We start from the raw sequence: 17,958 nt of genomic DNA, 5'->3' as shown, positions 1-17,958 counted from the left end.
ACCGATCAGACCGTGGTGGCGTTGCCCGCTTTCCACTCGTCCCACGGGATGTTCCAATCACCGAGGCCGTCGGTACCCGACAGCGTTCCACCGACGGTGTTCTTCACGACGACGATGTCGCCGCGCTTGGTGTTGTCGTAGACCCACTTGGCATTGGTCGGGCTCAGATTCAGACAACCGTGCGAGGCGTTCGAGTACCCCTGTTGCCCCACCGACCACGGTGCGGAGTGGAAGAAGATGCCGCTGTAGGACATTCGCGTCGCCCAATCGACGGGCGTTCGGTATCCGGTGGACGAGTTCACCGGCACGCCGTACGTCGAAGAATCCATCACGAGGTGCTCGAAACGGTCACCGATGATGTAGACGCCGTTGTCGGTCGGGGTGCTGTCCTTGCCCATCGACGTCGGCATGGTGATGACGTCCTGGCCGTTGACGTTGAACGTCACCTGCTTGGTGTTGTCGTCGGCTGTGGCGATGACGGCATCACCGATCGTGAACGACGTCGTCGCGTTCTCCTGACCGTAGATGTCGTCACCGAGGTCGCGCCCGTACACGTTCACCGCCACGTCGACCTTGGTGCCCGGTGCCCAGTAATTCTGTGGTCGCCAGCGAACCTCTTTGTTGTTGACCCAGTAGAACGCGCCTTCGACGGCAGGCGTCGTGGTCACCGTGATCGCGTTCTGTGCAGCAAGCTTGTCGGTGATGGCTTCGTCGAACTGGACCGCGACGGGCTGCCCGATACCCACGACGTCACCGGGATTCGGCAGAACGTACGGCTTGGTGAAGTTACCGGGCTGGCTGGTGGTGAAGCTGGTGATCGTGCTCGACGCTCCCCCGAGTCCGTATGCGTCGGCCTGCACGCGATACTCGCGGTCGTAGCCGAGCGGCTCGGTGTTGGTCCACGACAAACCGTCGGGCGCGATTGCCCCCGACACCGGCTCTCCAGCCGGATTGAGCATCGTCACCGAGGACAATTTGCCGTCGGCCACCGAGACGGTCACCGGGTCGGCGGGCGAGAATCCGACTGCTCCGTCGAGGACACTCGACGTCAACTTCGGCTTCATCAGCTCGGTCATCGGATTGGAGTCGATGGGCACCGAGGGCTCGGAAATGTCCGACGCAGAGCTACATCCCGACAGGACCGCCACCGAAGCGACGACTCCCACCGCGGCGAGTACGAATCCGCGATTCACCCTCATCAACCACACCACTTCCCACTTCGAGCCCGACTCGCACGATTGTGCCAGCGGAGAATCTTCACATTCCACTCGACAGCCCGTTCGATGAATAACGTTCGAGTACCAATCGCGAGGCGCAAAGTTCGTGTTACCTCCTCACCCCATGCGATGCGCTTCACGACACCAGATCACCGAGCCCCGCACAGCACGGTGAGGACAACGTCATATCGGGCTAACTGACGTGTAATGGCCGCGCACCTTGGGCCGGGCACTGTGGAATCCATGGTCACCACGGTGAAGACACTCTGCGCGTACTGCGGTGTGGGATGCGGCATGGTGCTCCAGGTCGGCGGCCTCTCGACGTCGGCGGACGCACGCCCCGCCGTCACCAGGTCCGTCGTCACCAAGTCCGTCGGCGACAAGTCTCACCCGGCCAACTTCGGCCGCCTGTGCACCAAGGGAACGACCACTGCAGACATGCTGGCCGGGCCCGGTCGACTCGAGAAAGCGCAGATTCGGCATCGCCGCGGCGAGAGCGCGGAAAGCACGGACACCGCGGTGGCGATCAACGACGCCGCTGGGCGGCTCCGCACCATCATCGACGAGCACGGTCCCGATGCAGTGGCACTGTACGTATCAGGGCAGATGTCGATCGAAGCTCAGTATCTGTCGAACAAATTGGCCAAGGGGTTCATCGGCACCAACCAGATCGAATCCAACTCGCGCCTGTGCATGGCAAGCGCGGGAACCGGATACAAACAGTCGCTCGGTGCCGACGGCCCGCCCGGATCCTACGAGGACTTCGACCACGCCGATGTCTTCTTCGTCATCGGCTCCAACATGGCCGACTGCCACCCCATTCTGTTTCTGCGGATGATGGACCGAGTCAAGGCCGGCGCGAAGCTGATCGTCGTCGACCCTCGACGTACCGCCACCGCAGACAAGGCCCACCTGCATCTGAAACTGAAGCCGGGCTCGGACCTGGCCCTACTCAACGGGTTGCTGGCGCTCATCGTCGAGGGCGGCAACACCGACCCCGAGTTCATCACGAAATTCACCGATGGGTGGGACGCGATGCCGGAATTCCTCGCCGACTACACCCTGGACAAAGTCTGTGCTGCAACAGGTCTCGACGAGCAGGACCTGCGCGCCGCGGCCGCGATGATCGGTGATGCGAACAACTGGATGAGCTGCTGGACCATGGGCCTCAACCAGTCGACGCACGGAACCTGGAACACCAACGCACTGTGCAACCTTCATCTGGCTACCGGTGCCATCTGCAAGACCGGAAGCGGACCCTTCTCCTTGACCGGGCAACCGAACGCCATGGGCGGACGAGAAATGGGCTACATGGGCCCGGGACTCCCGGGACAGCGATCGGTGATCAGCGATGCCGACCGTGAATTCGTCGAGAATCGATGGAGCATCCCCGAGGGGACGCTCCGCACCGACGTCGGCGGCGGAACCATCGAGATGTTCTCCAAGCTCGCCGCAGGGGACATCAAGGCCTGCTGGATCATCTGCACCAATCCGGTTGCCTCGGTGGCCAACCGAACGACAGTGATCGACGGCCTGGAACGCGCCGAGTTGGTGATCACTCAGGATGCATTCGCCGATACCGAGACCAACAGCTACGCCGATGTCATGCTTCCCGCGGCCCTGTGGACCGAAGCCGAGGGCGTGATGGTCAATTCCGAGCGCAACCTGACGCTGTTCCAACCGGCAGTCGAGGCACCGGGCGGGGCTCTGCCGGACTGGAAGATCATCGCCGACATGGCCTGCGCGCTGGGATATTCGGAGGCATTCACCTATTCGAGCGCCGAGGAGGTGTTCGAGGAGATCAAGCGATTCTCGAACCCTGACACCGGCTACGACATCCGCGGTGTCACCTATGAGCGCCTGCGCGAGAATCCACTCCAGTGGCCGTGCCCGCCCGATGCAACGACCACAAGAAACCCGATCCGCTACCTCAACGACGGGGTCAGCCAGAGACAACGCATCTGCGAGGACGGATCGATTCCCGCACTGTCCTTCCCCACCCCCACCGGACGAGCACAGTTCTTCGCCAGGCCGAGCATGGCACCGGCCGAGATGCCGGACGACGACTACCCGTTCGTTCTCAATACCGGTCGCCTGCCCCATCAGTGGCACACCATGACCAAAACCGGCAAGGTCGCCAAGCTGAACAAGCTCGATCCCGGCCCGTTCGTCGAGGTACATGCCATCGATGCCGACCGTCTCGGTCTCGCCGAGGGCGACAGTGTGGAAATCGTATCTCGACGGGGCCGAGCGGTACTCCCGGCAGTCGTCACCGATCGAGTTCTCCCGGGCAACTGTTTCGCTCCGTTTCACTGGAACGACGAGTTCGGCGAAAATCTGGCGATCAATGCGGTCACCAACGATGCGGTCGATCCGTACAGCCAGCAACCCGAGTTCAAGGCGTGCGCAGTCACACTCACCAAAGTTGCTGCAGTGGAGCCACCGTCGCCTGTGGTCGAGAACGGTACCGAGGATCCGATCGACGCACTCGCCGAGATGGTCGGCCGACCCGCCCGCCCGCCGGCACCGTTCACCGCGGTCGAGCAGAGCTACATCGCCGGGTTGCTGGAGGGTCTGGGTAGCGCGGCAGGCCGTGCGGCCGCGGGAACTCCCACCCTGCCGGCGCAGACACCCCTGTCCCCCGAGACTCACGCCTGGCTCGACGGAGTTCTCGCCGGATTGTTTTCGCGCAGAATCGACTTCGACGGCGCGCCGACCACGGCACCGGCCCTCTCCCCCGACTCGTCGGGGCGGCCGCTCCTTCTGCTGTGGGCCTCGCAGACCGGGACTGCCGAGGAGTACTCGCAGACCTGCCTGTCACATCTGAAGGGAGCAGGGCTGACCGTCGCGGAGCACTCGATGGACTCCTTCACCGTCGATCGACTGCCCGCTGAGGCAGATGTGCTGATCGTCAGCAGTACCACCGGTGACGGCGAAGCTCCGGACAACGGAGCGACGTTCTGGGACAGCCTGGTCGACGAGTCAGTGCGCGGTCTGAATGGAATCCGTTACGCAGTACTCGCTTTCGGCGACTCGAGCTATGCCGACTTCTGCGGCCACGGCCGCAGGATCGACGAGCGCCTCTCCGAATTGGGTGCTACCCGGCTCCTCGACCGAGTCGACTGCGAACCCGATTACGAAGACGAGGCCGCATCGTGGCTCGACGCGGTGGTGGTCTGCCTTCGTAACGATGACACCGCAAGCCCCTCGAACACAGGTGGCCTCGTCGCGCCGACGACGGTAGAGAAGACACGACCTATCGAACAGACAACACACGATGCCGCCCCGGCGCGCTTCGGCAAGAAGTCTCCGCTCGTGACGACTGTCGTACGCAACCGAGTACTGAATTCGCGCGGATCGATGAAGGACGTGCGTCAACTCGGCTTTCACCTACCCGACGGAACACTCGACTACGAAGTGGGCGATGCGCTCGGAGTCTGGCCGCGCAACAGCGATGCTTTCGTCGACGAGTGGTTGCTGGCAACCGGACTGGACGGCGACACGAATGTCGATCTCAGCGGCACCGGTGCCATGACATTGCGCACGGCACTGCGCAGCCACCTCGAGATCGCCCGTGCAACACCGGATCTACTGAAATTCATTCACCGCCGGACCGCGGTGGACGATCTCGAAGCAATGCTGCATCCCGACAACAAACATGCGTTGCTCGACTGGATGTGGGGTCGCCAGTCGATCGATGTCCTCGCTGCCCATCCGGTCAGGGCGTCGGTAGAAGACTGGCTGGGAGTTCTCAAACCGCTGCAGCCGCGGCTGTACTCGATTTCCTCGAGTCCGAAGGAGAATCCCAACGAGGTACAGGTGACTGTTTCCGCCGTACGGTACAACGTGCACGGAGTTCCGCGACGCGGCGTGTGCTCGACATATCTGGCCGACCACGCGGCGAACGACGAGGTGGGGATCTTCGTGCAGAAGTCCTCGCATTTCAAGCCACCGGACGACCCCGCCACCCCGATGATCATGGTCGGCCCCGGCACGGGCGTCGCCCCGTTCAGAGCGTTCCTGCACGAGCGTCGGGCTCTGGGTCACACCGGCCGGAATTGGCTGTTCTTCGGTGAGCAACATGCGGATACAGATTTCTACTACCGCGACGAACTGACGGAGATGATGCGGGACGGGTCGCTCAGCCGCCTGGACGTTGCCTTCTCGCGCGATCAGAAAGACAAGGTCTACGTTCAAGATCGGATGCGTGAGCACGGGGCCGAGTTGTGGAACTGGATTGCTCGTGGCGCCCACTTCTACGTCTGCGGCGATGCAACGCGAATGGCCAAGGACGTCGACGCTGCGCTGAAGGGCGTGGTGGCCCAGCACGGAAAGCTCGCTCCCAGCAGTGCCGAGGCCTACGTCAAAGCTCTTGCTGCCGAGAAGCGCTACGTGCGTGACGTCTACTGACGGTGCAGTGGCACGGTGCGCGTCAGGAACTCGAGCTGATCTGCCACCACCCTCTCGAACGCCTCTCCCAGATAGATCTCGAAGTGACCGGCGTCGTAGGTCCTGATCTCGCCGACCGGAGCCTTCCGTGCGTACCGCAGGGTTGCTTTTGCGGGCGCGACCGAGTCCGTCTCACAGACGACGAACAGAATGGGGCATCGAACATCCTCGGCTCGACGTCCGGGCCGGTGCCGCACGATCTGCAGCGCGACTCTGGCCGCTACCCGATTGTGGAACGATTCGTCGGTGTCAGGAGCGAGGGCCAGATAGCCGTCGTAACTGTCGGGTGAGGTCATCAGCGCGGTCGTCCCGGGTCGCCCAGCCGTCGCCACCATCAGCGGCGGGCGCCCTATCACCGATCCCGCGAGGTCTGCCAAGGCCCGGCCGGACAGCTTCACCGAGGTCCACGTGTTCGACGCCAGCCCCGACGCAATGCCGTCGGTGAACGGGCACTGCGCCACGACGGCCACGACCTGTTGGTCTCGGGCGGCAGCGACTATGACGTGGCCCCCGCCGAACGACGAGCCCCACAACACGATTCGACCGTTGTCCACATCGGTACGCGAACGCGCATGGGCGATGGCCGAAGCCCAGTCCTGCAACTGGGACTCGATATCGAGCAGCTGACGCGGCTCGCCGCCGCTGGCCCCGAAGTAGCGATAGTCGAACACCAGGCAGGCGTACCCGGCGGCACGGAAGCGCTCGGCATAGGCGTCGAGTCGCATTTCCCGGGTACCGCCCAGACCGTGCGCCATGACGATCACCGGAGCTGGGCGCGGGTCGTTCGGAAGGTAGAGCCACGCCGCGCAGGAATCCCCCTGCGAATCGAACGAGACCTCTACACGATCAGGAAACGAGCCCCCCGGCTGCGACGTCATGGGCAGACAGTAGCCCACACCAGGAGAATCGGTCGATCATCGACCGGATTGCTCCGCGGCATATGCGTCGACGCGTCCGTAGGCGATCTTGGGCGTCCAGTCTCTGTGCACCAATCCGAAGTTCTGTTCGGTGTCGGCGGTGTTGGAACCGGCGTCGCGGAGGCTGTAGACGTAGGCAGGCCCGAGCCAATCGTTACCGAGGACAGCATCGAGCACGATCCCGATGCTGTCCGATTGCACCTGCTCACTGACGCTGTTGGGAGATGTTCCGGTAGGAGCACCGAACTCGGTGATCCAGATCTGCTTGGCACTGTCACCACCGGCAATCATGGTGTCTCGCATGGACCACATCTTCATGGCGGTGTTCCACGACGCGGTGCTGGGGTCGTTGGGTAGATACGGCCATGTGTACGGGTGGACGTTGAAGGCGTCGAAGTACTTGTTCGACCCCTGCGCGTACATCTGCGACAGGAACGACGTACCGGAGATGTTTCCGTTGGTGTCCTCGGAGGGTGCCATCCCACCCGCCAGCACCGTGGATGCGGGTTGCACTTGCTTGATTGCGGTATAGCTGGCGCGCAGTAGCGCCGAGTATGCCGTCACATCGGGGGCCGGCTTGAAGAACGTCACGATGTTCGGCTCGTTCCACACCTCCCAGATGCCGATTCGGCTCGAGTACCGTTGCGCCACGGTCTTGGCGAACGCAGCAAAGGTGGCGGCATTGGCAGGTCGGGAGTGCGAATCGTTGATGGCAGCCGCCACTCGTGCCCATCTCGGGGTGTAGGCGATTATGCCGTGCGGGCACATCCCGTGGGCCACAACGGCGTCGATAACTCGGTCCGTGCGACTCCAATCGAAGCGGCCCCGAGTCGATTCGATTGCGGACCAATCGATGTCGACACGAACGGCGAAAGCCCCGGCGTCTCGAGCAAGAGTGAGTTCCCGATCCAGATCCGCCGGAGACAGTGTGCCTATCGACGCGCCCGGCGATACCCCGATCCGAACTGCATCGGACTGCCGAGCACACAATGGACTTCCGGCCTGCTGCGACCGCACAACAGATGCAGCAGCGGGTATCGACCCGGCAGCGAACGCCAACAGCACGATCACCAGTGCGGCACTCGCTCGTCGCGTCGAATTCCTTCTCATCGACAGATGCTAGCAACAACGGGGCGCAGTCATTCACGAATGGATTGTCATACGCATTGTCGCAAAGGCGGCGTGTTTCAGAATCGAAAAATATCTTCTTGCGGCAGTCATCGGTACGACAACTTTGCCTGTACTACCATTTGCCCAATGACTACAGGCTTTCCCGGTTTCGACGAGCGTCTGAACGAGCTACTCGCCCGGCAAGCGGAGAAATCCGGTCTTTCCACCGAAGAATTCATTCGGCGCGCAGTGGTGGACCGGCTCGTTCGCGAACTGTCCGACGACCAGGACTCCGACGTGGGTGCGTTGCTGCGGGCCTTGCAGGCCGCCTCCGAGAAGGGCGTCGACCCGGTCGAGGTGACGCGGGCATTCGGTACCCCGATCGACGACCCCGAGAGGCTGGCAGCAGTGACTCGGACAGGGTTGATGGACACCGGATCCGACGCCGGCTACGACCGGATCGTCGCGATGGTCGCCGATGCATTGGACGCTCCGTCGGCCGCATTCTCGCTTCTCGACGACAGACGTCAGTACTTCAAGAGTGCACTCGGACTTCCGTCGGAACTCGGTGGCGCGCAGGAGGTTCCTCTCGAAGCGTCCATCTGCCGTTATGCGATCGATCTGGGCCAGCCGCTGGTGGTAGAGGACGCGAGACTCAACGACGCACTCAAGGATCATCCGTCGGTCCAGAGCAATCTGTTCGTTTCCTACCTCGGAGTTCCGCTCGTCGACGACGGCGGCCATTCCGTGGGCACCCTCTGCGTGTGGGATCGGCAGCCGCGGCAGTGGACCACCGGCCACGTTCAGATACTGCAGGACTTGGCCTGGATTATTCGCGAGCGAGTTTTCGAATAAAGGCCACTTTCCTCAACTGCTAATAGCTTTTCTCGGCCTACAACCGACCTCGGGTTTTTTTCATGAAGTCGACCGGGTGACCTCTTTCTCAGCGGTATACATTCAATGGGATATCAAAGACTTACCCATCCGAAACTAGCCACCGGGAAGACGCTGTGCCCGAAACACTCGAATCACCGCACACTCGCCCGCGGTCTGTCGAGCCCGACACCGCTGCGGTCCGCCGCACACTGGTGGACCGACTACGGGTCGATCCGCTCAACACCGCGATCACCGTCGCGGTGGATGTGCTCGCCGGTGCCGTTGCTTTGATCGGAGCGCTACTGTGGCATTCGGGCAGTCTCACCGACACCGGCTGGCTCCCATGGCTGTTCCTGCCACTACTCATCGGAATCATGGCCGGCAAGTCGATGTACCGGCGCAGCCTACGTCGCAACTTCCTCGACGAGATAGGGCCGGCCGAAACGGCTGTTGCGTTCGCGTCGCTCGCTTTGACGGTCGTGATGTTCCTGGCCGACACCGACTACCGGCCCAGCGCGGTCGTGTTGCGACTGTGGTTGCTGAGCGCGCTCACGATTGCGATCGCACGTCTGATCCGCGTCGTCGTCCAGCGCTTGCTTCGCACCAAGTTCGGATCCGCGGCACCGGCCATCGTGCTCGGCAACGATCCGATCGCACATCAACTCGTTTCTCGCACAAGACAATTTCCCGAGTACGGTCTTGCTCCGGTCGGTTACGTCGGCGATGCCCCGATCGCCGACGTCTCGCCGCAAAGCGAGCTACCCGATCTGCCACACCTCGGGCTGCCGGGCGATTTCGAGGCAGTTGCGCGTAGGACCGGTGCGGAAGAACTGATCGTTGCATTCGCTCCGACAGAAGACCGAGTCCTGGTCGGAGCGATCAGAACTGCGCATCGGCTCGGTATGCGGGTGTGGGTGGTGCCCAGGTTGTACGACGCCGTCGGCGTCAACACTCGCGTCGAGCACATCGGCGGCCTGCCGTTGATGGTGCTGCCGCACGTGAACCCCAAGGGGTGGCAGTTCGCCCTCAAAGGTGTTCTCGATCGAGTCCTGACGGCATTCGGTCTCCTGCTGCTCTCCCCCGTCTTCCTGACGCTGATGCTGCTCGTGCGCCTGAGCTCCCCCGGCCCGATCTTCTTCGCGCAGGAGCGGATCGGGCGGGACGGATTGCCCTTCGATTGCCTGAAGTTTCGCTCCATGCGGCCCCCGCGCGCATCGGACGCCGCGTTCGAGCGAAAGGCCGGGGACGCGCCCGGTGGCGTCGAGGGAGTCGATCGGCGCACCCGTATCGGAAAGATCATGCGACAGACCTCGTTGGATGAACTTCCCCAGCTGATCAATGTCATTCGCGGTGACATGAGTCTGGTCGGCCCTCGGCCGGAACGACCCGAGTACGTCGACCTGTTCGAAATGCAGATCCGTCGATACGGCGAACGCCACCGCGTCAAGGCCGGTGTGACGGGATGGGCTCAGGTTCACGGCCTTCGCGGCCAGACCTCCATTGCCGACCGCGCGGAGTGGGACAACTACTACATCGAGAACTGGTCCGTCTGGCTCGATATCAAGATCCTGTTCCTCACAGTGCTGGCCGTTCTGAAACGCGCCGAGGACTGATCGTGGTCTACGCCGAATACGGCCAGGTTCGGGTCACCCCGTGATCACGTACGTCGCCATCGGTTTCGGCGCGGTGGTGGTCGTCGCGCTCGGTTGCGCAGTTGCTGTGACGATCTACCGGCGACCCCAGCGCGGAATACTGTTGCTCGCGGCATTCGTTCCACTGCACGGCCTTCTGGTTCTCGTTCCCCTGCCCGGCGTGGTGTCCGGTTGGAAGGAAGGTCTTGTCGTCTTCACGGTTCTGTGTGCGTGGTTGCGCCGACCGCGACACGTCCGTGGCTCGACGCCTCGGGTGTTCATGCCGTGGTGGCCGGCGGCGGCCCTGTTCGTCGTACTCGGCAGCATCTCCGCGTTCGCCACGTTCGGCATCGTCGGCATATTCGGTATCAAGGTGACGTTCTTCTACGTTCTGCTGGTTGTCGTGATGTGGTTCGCACCGTTCGACGCGAAGGATCGCGATCACCTCGTCTCCATCCTGATGGGTATGGGTGTGTTCACCTCGGCGGTGGGCATCGCACAACTTGTGGCCGGACCGGCTGCGCTGGTGTCGCTCGGGTACGAGTACGGCACGCAAGTGCGAACCTCGGGCGGCCTGCTCCGAACGTTCAGCACGTTCAACCTGCCCTTCCCGTTCGGGCTGTACGTGATGCTGGCCTTGCTCGTGGGCGGAGCCGTTGCCCTGGCCGATCCGCGCCGACGCCGAAACATGTTGTTCCTCTGGGCGACTCCGATGATGGTGGTCGCCATGTCCAGTTCGATCGTGCGAGGAGCAATTCTCGGGCTCGCGGTCGGGGCCATCTACTTGATCGCTGTGCGTTTCCGCTACCTCGCTGCACCTCTTGCTCTGGCGGCACTGGCCGTGGCGGTCACGGTTCCCTTCGTACCGAAGATAACGTCGGTCTTCTTCTCGTCGAGCAGCCTCGGTCAGCGTGGAGACGGCTGGGCCAACATCATCGCGAGCATCTTGGTTCATCCGTTCGGAACAGGACTGGGATCGAGTGGTTCTGCGGCAGACCGTATTTCCACTGCCGAGGGCACGGCGTTCACGCAATCCGGTCTGTCGACCAACTATCAGCCGGACAACTACTACGTGAAGGCGCTGCTCGAACTCGGCCCCATCGGTCTGTGGGTCGTGGTCGCCTTACTCGTCACGTCGCTGCTGTGGTGCACGCGCCTGTCGCGGACACTGCCCGGTGGTGACGGCGCACTGGCGCTGGGAGTCGGTGCGTCGATCGTCGCAGCCATGTTCGCCAGTCTCGTCTCGACGTACTTCGAGATCTTTCCGATCGATGTCTATTTCTGGCTCTTGTTAGGAGTGGTGGGATGCGCAGCAGCGCAACACGAATCGTCTTCGGGGCGCTCGCCCTCCGACCGGGCGGAAGCGGCGTACAGACCTACATACGCGAACTACTGAACGAGCTACCGCACTGCCTGCCGAATGCCGACCTCGCCGCATCGGTGCAGCGCGACGCAGTGAGCGAGCTCCCGCCCTCGGTGCGGCCGATCGAGCGACCCGTCTCGAGCGGTGCGGCTCGGGCAGTACTCGGAGCACTCCCCCTCGGAGCGTGCGATGTGGTTCATGGGCTGGACGTCGATCTCCCACTGCTCACGAAAGCCTTCACTGTCGCGACGGTGCACGACCTTTCCGTCATCGACATGCCGTCGGCATCGAGCCGATTCAGGGCGGCGGGTGAACAGCGGCTGGTTCGCCATGCGCTGCGTCGTGCAGATCTGTTGATAGCGGTATCGCGATTCACCGCCGATCGGATCGAAGCAGTCAGCGGCCGCGAAGCCACTGTCGTCGGGCTGGCACCGGCCGCATGGGCGGCCGTTCCCACCGACGCCGAGGTGGACGCCGTCCGCAACAAGTTCGCTCTGCCGGATCGATTCGTCCTGCAGGTCGGAACAGTGGAGCCACGCAAGAACGTTCGACTGGTGGCCGATGCGGCGGAGGAGATCGGACTACCGTGCGTGTTGGCCGGTGCCGGTTCCACCGGGCCGAGCGCCCCGCACAATTCGCATGGTCTGGGCTACGTCGACGTCACGGACCTCCCGGCGCTCTACGCTGCTGCGACCGTGACCGCCTACGCCTCTCGGTACGAGGGTTACGGACTCCCACCGGTCGAGGCGATGGCGTGCGGCGGTGCCGTGGTCGCCAGCGCAGTCGGAGCCCTACCCGATGTCGTGGGTGACGGTGCCGTTCTGGTGAAGTCGGAGAACGTGGACGACTGGGTACGGGCCATGCGGCCCATCGCATTCGACGAGGACGCCCGCGCCGCCCTCGTCGGAGCTGCGGCCGAAGCCTCACGCCGGATCAGCTGGCGTCGAACAGCGGAACTCACTGCCGACGCGTATCGAGCCGCAGGCGCGGTCTGATGGCCGAGGACCTCGCACTCGACGGCACCGAGCAGCCCCCCGACTACCGCGCAGTCGCCGCGGATCCGAAAGCTGCGGCCAAAGCCACGATTGCCGTCCTGATCAGCCGAGTGATCATCGCAGCCCTGGGATGGGCAGGCAGCGTCGTCATCGCGCGATCCCTCGGACCGGACGACTGGGGTCAGTTCAGCTTCGTCTTCGCACTGCTCGGCTTGATGTCCGTCGTCACCGATCTGGGAGTCGGACGCGTCGTGCTGGCGAAACTGATGGACGACGATCCCGAAGAGATCGGTCGAACGGCGTCGTCGTTCCTGGCTCTGCGTACCGTCCTCGGGTTGGTGGGGTACGTGCTGGCAGTCGCGTACGTTCTCCTACTGCAGTATCCGGCGGAGGTGGTGCTCGCGACATCGCTCGGCGGATTGGTGGTCGTGTTCGCCACACCGGGCCACGCCTTGAGCGTCCTCTTCCAGAGCCGTCACCGCCTGGTGCTGGTGGCCGTGGCCGAAAGTGCGGGCCAGGCAATACAATTGGCCTTGACCGTGCTGGCGGCCGTGCTGGCCCCCACCCTGCTCATCTTCGTGCTTCCAGCAGTGGTCAACGAAGTGTTCAAGCTGGTCACGAAGGGTTTCGGTATAGGCAACCGTTCCATGGGGCTGCGACCGTCGAGACACATCGAAGTGCGCCGCTGGGGGCCGTATCTGAGAGAGGCCGTGCCGCTGGCGATCGGCTTCGCCCTCACCATCGCCATGCTCAAGATCGACATGCTGATGCTCAGCCTCCTCGACACCTTCGAGGCCGTGGGACTGTATTCCATCGGCTACAAATTCTCCGACATGATCGACACCTTCGTGCTGGCGGCGGTGGCACCGATCAGCACTTTGCTCGTCGCGTCGTGGCCCCACGACACCACAGCATTCCGAGCTCGCTCACGTTCGGCCGCACTGCTGTTCGCGCTGTTCGGCGCGATGGCTGTCGCGGCGTTCGTACCGTCGGCCGAGCCGTTGATCGGTCTGCTGTACGGCGACAGATTCGTCGACGGTGCTCACGCTGCCCGTCTGCTCGTGATCGGCGCAGCGCTGATGTCGTTGGTGATGCTGGGCATATTTCTGCTCGCATCGGCCGGAATGCAACGTCACTACCCCGTGGTTGCGTTGGTCGGTCTGGCCCTGAACATCGGGTTGAACCTCGTATTGATCCCGCGGATGTCGTACGACGGAGCTGCTGTGTCCACGGTCGCGACGATCGGAACCACCCTCGTCCTGCTGTGGATCGTGATTGCTCGAAGCATGCCCGTCCCCAGACTGTTTCCGTTGCAGTCCATTTCGATCGTCGTCGTGATCGCCGTCGCCACGACGGTCGGGGGCTGGTTCCTGGTACAGCACTACCCCGGTCTGTGGCTGCTCGTTTCCGTTGCGGCAGCCCTACTGGTCGCGATCTCGCTGTACGCGTTCGTCGCCATCGGACTCGTCGAGTCACCGTTGCCGGGATCAGCCGAGAAAGGACGACACCGTGCACGCTCCCAGTGAGGCCCACAGGTACATCGGACACATCACCCGATTCGGTCCGCGCGCTGCGGAGTCGAAGTTCGGTTTCACGATTTTTTCGGACCGCTGCGCATGTTATTCCAATGTTGTTGATATGCAGCTCCATTCGCGAACGGCACGGCTACGCGAACAGCGCCGGTGCCCGGCTATCATCGAGCCCATCGGCTCCACGAATCACCGAAGCGGTACATCCGCTCGCATCGACGACGGAAGGGTACGCGGTTGATGTCCGTCCACGATGCCGTACACCGGGGCGACGTGCCCCCACCGATCGACCTCGCGGGACACATGCGTGAGCTCGGCCGGGCACTGCTGCCCGCCGTGATCATTGCGGCACTGGTCGGTGCGGGCGTGTTCTACCTCAGGAGCGAGCTCACCGACAAGCAGTACGCCGCGTCGATCGTCGCCGAGATCGAACCGGTCCAGGCCCTCGTTCCCGGTGACGCGTTCATCGAGCAGATGCGTGCACCGTTCATCGAATTGGCAACCGATCGCGGCGTGCTAGATCAGGTCCTCTCACAGGTGGACGCCGGTATGGACGCGGCGGAACTGGCCTCGAGCGTAGAGCTCTCTCCCGGTACCTCGCCCGCGCTGCTGACCGTGACCGTGACGACCCGATCCCCCGAACTCGCCGCAGATCTTGCCGAGGCGATGGTGTCGACGATGGCAAGTACCGCCTCGGACAATGCGATCCGCGACTCGCAGGAGCGAACAGACGAGGGACAGTCCGCCATCGACGCGAAACAGGCGCAGGTGAACGCTCTCGCCGCCGACGATCCCAATCGGGCTGCATCACTGTCCGAGCTGGCCGAACTACGCACCCGCCAGAGTGAACTCGAGGCCGCTGCGAGTGGAGATCGACTGGTTGTGTTGTCAAACCCCGAGCAGAGCACCACTCCGGTCTCACCGAAACCGGTCTCGGAGGCACTCGTCGCAGCTCTCGCTGCCCTCATCGTCGCGGCCGAACTGATCGTGTTGCTTCGAGGACGATTCGGCCGCACGCCCTCTCGCTCCTGGGCGCGGCGCGTGTCCCGCAAGTACGGTGCACACTTCGACCAGGCAGCCGGCGACACCATGCCCCCCGTCGTCGCTTCACGGATTGCGGCCCTCGAGCGCGGCGACCGGCCTGCGTCCAGAAGTGCGCGACACGCTGCTCCCAAGGGCGACAGCGTGATTCTCCTGTTGGTCGGGGACGGTGCGGTCTTCGAGTCGACACGGGGTCAGGGGCCGACAACCGGACATCACGAAGCCACAGCGGAATTCGGCCTGTCGGAACAGTGGTGGCAGTACACCGACGTGGGTGATGTCGAGACCGTCGTGGTGCTGGTGTCGAAACGTGGACGAGACAAGAAGGCAGCAACTACGACGCTGCGGCGACTGGGAGACTTCGACATTCCCGTACACCTGGTATTGCAGAACAAGACCTCGACCCGACGAGCGGAACAGACCGCGCAGACGATCGCGCCGGAAGGCCAACGCAATGCCAGCTGACAGAATTGCCGTCGTTCACGAACGATTCACCGAAATCGCCGGATCCGAGCACGTCATCGAACAACTTGCCCTGCACTGGCCCGCGGCCGAGGTGTTCGCACCCATCTCCCGGCCGTCCGGGGTTCCGTCGGGAATAAGCCGCGAGCCGCACACGTCCGGCCTCGATCGCGTGTACAGCGCTTTGGGCCAACGGTCGTACGCACCTGTTCTTCCGTTGATGCCGTTGGCCTTTCGCCGCATGCCGCTCCGCGGTTTCGATGCAGTGGTGGTGAGCCATCACGCCTTTGCAACTCAGGCCGTGTTCGCCACCGACTCCCCGGTGATCGCCTACGTACACAGCCCCGCACGGTGGGCCTGGGACCCCGAACTGCGCGCAGGCGAAGGCGGCGGCAGAGCCGGAGCGGCGATTTTGACGGCGCTGTCGGCCGTAGCCCGTCGATGTGAGATCGCTGCCGCACCGAAACTGACGACCGTGGTAGCCAACTCGACTGCGGTCGCTCGTCGGATCGAAGACTGGTGGGGGCGCGACGACGCCGTGGTGGTCCATCCGCCGGTGGACACCCAGGGCTTCACTCCAGACCCGTCGATCGAGCGTGAGAACTTCTTCCTGCTCGCCGGCCGACTCGTCCCCTACAAGCGTCCCGACATCGCGGTACGCGCCGCCGCCGAGGCCGACGTGCCCCTCGTGGTGGCGGGAGACGGCCGTGCGATGGACGCCTGCCGGGAGCTGGCCGGACCGAAAACGACCTTTCTGGGACGGGTTTCACACGAGAAGCTCCTCGAACTTCATCGAACGACGCGTGCCCTTCTGATGCCCGGAGTAGAAGACTTCGGCATCGTCCCCGTCGAGTCCATGGCAACCGGAACCCCGGTCATCGCGTTGGGTGACGGCGGTGCCATGGACTCCGTGATTCCAGGCAAGACCGGCCTGCATGTGCAGCCGGGCACCGACGAGGCAGTCGTCGCCGGGTTCGCCGACGCCATGCGGTCGTTCACTCCCGAAGACTTCGACCGCAGTGAAATTCGCGCATGGGCCGAGGGCTTCTCGCGGGCCAACTTCCGGAGTCGTATGCAGGAGGTCGTCGATGCCGTCCGCTGAACGTAGTTACCGCTCGACCGCGCTGGATCGCGTGTTCGCCGATACCCGAATAGTCACCGCGGTCGGCCCCGTTCGCGGACTCGACATAGAGCGCACGCGTCGAACGCTCACCGCCGCCGAACACGTCGACGCGGCACCGCACATCGCGCTGGAACCACGGTCGGATGCCCGACGGTGGCGGTACCGCAGCGACATCGCCGGCGACAATGTCATCTCGAGCAGCAGCCCCACCGAAGACCTGGGGCAGATACTGACCGACATTCGATCTCGAAGAGGTACCCGCGGTCCACTCGAAGTGGTCGTGTTCGACGACCATCTCGCTGTCGACTATTCGCACGGAATCGGGGACGGCCAGATCGGCGTCCTGATGTTGGCGGCATTCTGCGACGATGCCGACGGGTCATTGGTTCCGGGACTGGCCGCAGGCTTGCCGCCGAGCACGACGTGGAAAGCTCTCTGGCGTCACTACTCTCGAAATCCGAAGACACTGGCCGACTTCTGGGCACTGCGCGCTCGCCATCGGTCGGAGACGAACGGCGGGTCCGGTCCCCGGCGCCGGATCGAGAACTGGGAAGCCGGAAAAGTCAGCCGAGCCGGGTACATGAGCAGAGCCGTAGTCGACGAACTCAAGCACTGGACGGCCGAGAACCTGCCTGGAGCGACCCCTGCGTCGATATCGATTGCCCTGTGGAGCGCTGCACTTCGAGCAGAAGCCGTCGACGTCGACGATCACATCATGGTGTTGTTCAACAGCAGGCGCTATCTCGATCCGGCGCAGCAGAGTTCGCACGGGAACTTTGCCGTCGGCATTCCACTTCACCTCCCCGCCGGCACGACTCCCGTCGCCATCGCTACGGCAATGCGCGAGGTGATCGAATCCGGCTGGCCCATCGCAGTACTGGGCATGTCACATCTCCGCGATGTGGCGTCGCGTATTCGACGTTCGGCGCAGTTGCCTGACGAGAATTCGGTCGTCGAGGTTCCAGAGCCGTTGCGGTTGGCCGTCAGTGACCTCGGCCGAGTACGAGTGTTCGATCACCTCGACTGGACCGATGACGGCAGACCCCCGCAGATGGCCGCATCACTCGAACCGGACGGCCCGGACGGCTGCACGATGCTCATCGCCGAAGTTGCCGGTGGGCGAACCTACACGGCCTCGTTCTGCAGCAAGATGGTCGACGTGTCGGTCGTGGATGCAGCGCTGCGGAGAATGTGTGAAGACCCAGTGGCGCTGCTCCGCGATGTGTATTGATCTGCCGGAACGAC

General features: G+C 63.5%; 12 protein-coding genes. 9 read left to right on the top strand and 3 right to left on the bottom strand.

Going from position 1 to position 17,958, the window contains the following annotated elements:
- Positions 1-5: 5 nt before the first annotated feature.
- Entirely contained in the window at positions 6-1,199 is a 1,194-nt protein-coding gene (locus CH305_RS18040; protein WP_094610116.1) for an Ig-like domain-containing protein, read from the bottom strand.
- A 261-nt stretch (positions 1,200-1,460) separates the two neighbouring features.
- Between CH305_RS18040 and CH305_RS18035 the strand changes: the two genes are divergently transcribed.
- On the top strand, positions 1,461-5,627 hold the full coding sequence (locus CH305_RS18035) for a bifunctional nitrate reductase/sulfite reductase flavoprotein subunit alpha (RefSeq protein ID WP_094704648.1): 4,167 nt from the start codon (positions 1,461-1,463) through the stop codon (positions 5,625-5,627).
- Here CH305_RS18035 and CH305_RS18030 read toward each other — a convergent pair.
- Positions 5,621-6,544, bottom strand: a complete 924-nt coding sequence (locus CH305_RS18030; protein ID WP_094610054.1) for an alpha/beta hydrolase — start codon at positions 6,542-6,544, stop codon at positions 5,621-5,623. The two genes, CH305_RS18035 and CH305_RS18030, sit on opposite strands and share 7 nt — an antisense overlap.
- A 36-nt stretch (positions 6,545-6,580) precedes the next feature.
- Positions 6,581-7,693, bottom strand: coding sequence for an endo-1,4-beta-xylanase (locus CH305_RS18025; RefSeq protein WP_037151092.1), 1,113 nt, complete (start codon positions 7,691-7,693; stop codon positions 6,581-6,583).
- Positions 7,694-7,840: 147 nt separating this feature from the next.
- Between CH305_RS18025 and CH305_RS18020 the strand changes: the two genes are divergently transcribed.
- The 8 genes from CH305_RS18020 (at position 7,841) to CH305_RS17985 (ending at position 17,944) form a co-directional block, all read left to right on the top strand.
- On the top strand, positions 7,841-8,548 hold the full coding sequence (locus CH305_RS18020) for a GAF domain-containing protein (RefSeq protein WP_032402353.1): 708 nt from the start codon (positions 7,841-7,843) through the stop codon (positions 8,546-8,548).
- Positions 8,549-8,703: 155 nt separating this feature from the next.
- The gene (locus CH305_RS18015) at positions 8,704-10,182 is read left to right on the top strand and encodes a sugar transferase (protein WP_032402352.1); all 1,479 of its coding nucleotides are present in this window, start codon (positions 8,704-8,706) and stop codon (positions 10,180-10,182) included.
- A gap of 40 nt (positions 10,183-10,222) precedes the next feature.
- Positions 10,223-11,596 (top strand): O-antigen ligase, encoded by a 1,374-nt coding sequence (locus tag CH305_RS18010; RefSeq protein ID WP_032402351.1) that lies wholly within the window; start codon positions 10,223-10,225, stop codon positions 11,594-11,596.
- The gene (locus CH305_RS18005; RefSeq protein ID WP_037151095.1) at positions 11,506-12,558 is read left to right on the top strand and encodes a glycosyltransferase family 1 protein; all 1,053 of its coding nucleotides are present in this window, start codon (positions 11,506-11,508) and stop codon (positions 12,556-12,558) included. The genes CH305_RS18010 and CH305_RS18005 overlap by 91 nt, the downstream gene beginning before the upstream one ends.
- Positions 12,558-14,084 (top strand): flippase, encoded by a 1,527-nt coding sequence (locus CH305_RS18000; protein ID WP_094704466.1) that lies wholly within the window; start codon positions 12,558-12,560, stop codon positions 14,082-14,084. The genes CH305_RS18005 and CH305_RS18000 overlap by 1 nt, the downstream gene beginning before the upstream one ends.
- Positions 14,085-14,327: 243 nt before the next feature.
- Entirely contained in the window at positions 14,328-15,593 is a 1,266-nt protein-coding gene (locus CH305_RS17995; RefSeq protein ID WP_256983856.1) for a hypothetical protein, read from the top strand.
- Positions 15,583-16,692: a glycosyltransferase gene (locus CH305_RS17990; RefSeq protein WP_032402348.1), complete on the top strand. Its 1,110-nt coding sequence runs from the start codon at positions 15,583-15,585 to the stop codon at positions 16,690-16,692. The genes CH305_RS17995 and CH305_RS17990 overlap by 11 nt, the downstream gene beginning before the upstream one ends.
- Entirely contained in the window at positions 16,679-17,944 is a 1,266-nt protein-coding gene (locus tag CH305_RS17985; protein ID WP_256983854.1) for a hypothetical protein, read from the top strand. Before CH305_RS17990 ends, CH305_RS17985 begins: the two co-directional genes overlap by 14 nt.
- Positions 17,945-17,958: the final 14 nt, after the last annotated feature.

It is taken from the genome of Rhodococcus sp. 15-649-2-2 (assembly GCF_002258645.1).
Taxonomy (GTDB): Bacteria; Actinomycetota; Actinomycetes; order Mycobacteriales; family Mycobacteriaceae; genus Rhodococcoides.
Note: the sequence above shows the minus strand (reverse complement) of the source record. Positions and strands in the feature narration are given on the sequence as shown.

Bases quoted from the DNA above. Each gene is read 5' to 3' on its own strand.
- CH305_RS18025 (WP_037151092.1), bottom strand. From the start codon at position 7,693: ATGAGAAGGAATTCGACGCGACGAGCGAGTGCCGCACTGGTGATCGTG.
- CH305_RS18020 (WP_032402353.1), top strand. From the start codon at position 7,841: ATGACTACAGGCTTTCCCGGTTTCGACGAGCGTCTGAACGAGCTACTC.
- CH305_RS18005 (WP_037151095.1), top strand. From the start codon at position 11,506: ATGCGCAGCAGCGCAACACGAATCGTCTTCGGGGCGCTCGCCCTCCGA.
- CH305_RS18035 (WP_094704648.1), top strand. From the start codon at position 1,461: ATGGTCACCACGGTGAAGACACTCTGCGCGTACTGCGGTGTGGGATGC.
- CH305_RS17985 (WP_256983854.1), top strand. From the start codon at position 16,679: ATGCCGTCCGCTGAACGTAGTTACCGCTCGACCGCGCTGGATCGCGTG.
- CH305_RS18000 (WP_094704466.1), top strand. From the start codon at position 12,558: ATGGCCGAGGACCTCGCACTCGACGGCACCGAGCAGCCCCCCGACTAC.
- CH305_RS18040 (WP_094610116.1), bottom strand. From the start codon at position 1,199: ATGAGGGTGAATCGCGGATTCGTACTCGCCGCGGTGGGAGTCGTCGCT.
- CH305_RS18030 (WP_094610054.1), bottom strand. From the start codon at position 6,544: ATGACGTCGCAGCCGGGGGGCTCGTTTCCTGATCGTGTAGAGGTCTCG.
- CH305_RS17995 (WP_256983856.1), top strand. From the start codon at position 14,328: ATGTCCGTCCACGATGCCGTACACCGGGGCGACGTGCCCCCACCGATC.
- CH305_RS17990 (WP_032402348.1), top strand. From the start codon at position 15,583: ATGCCAGCTGACAGAATTGCCGTCGTTCACGAACGATTCACCGAAATC.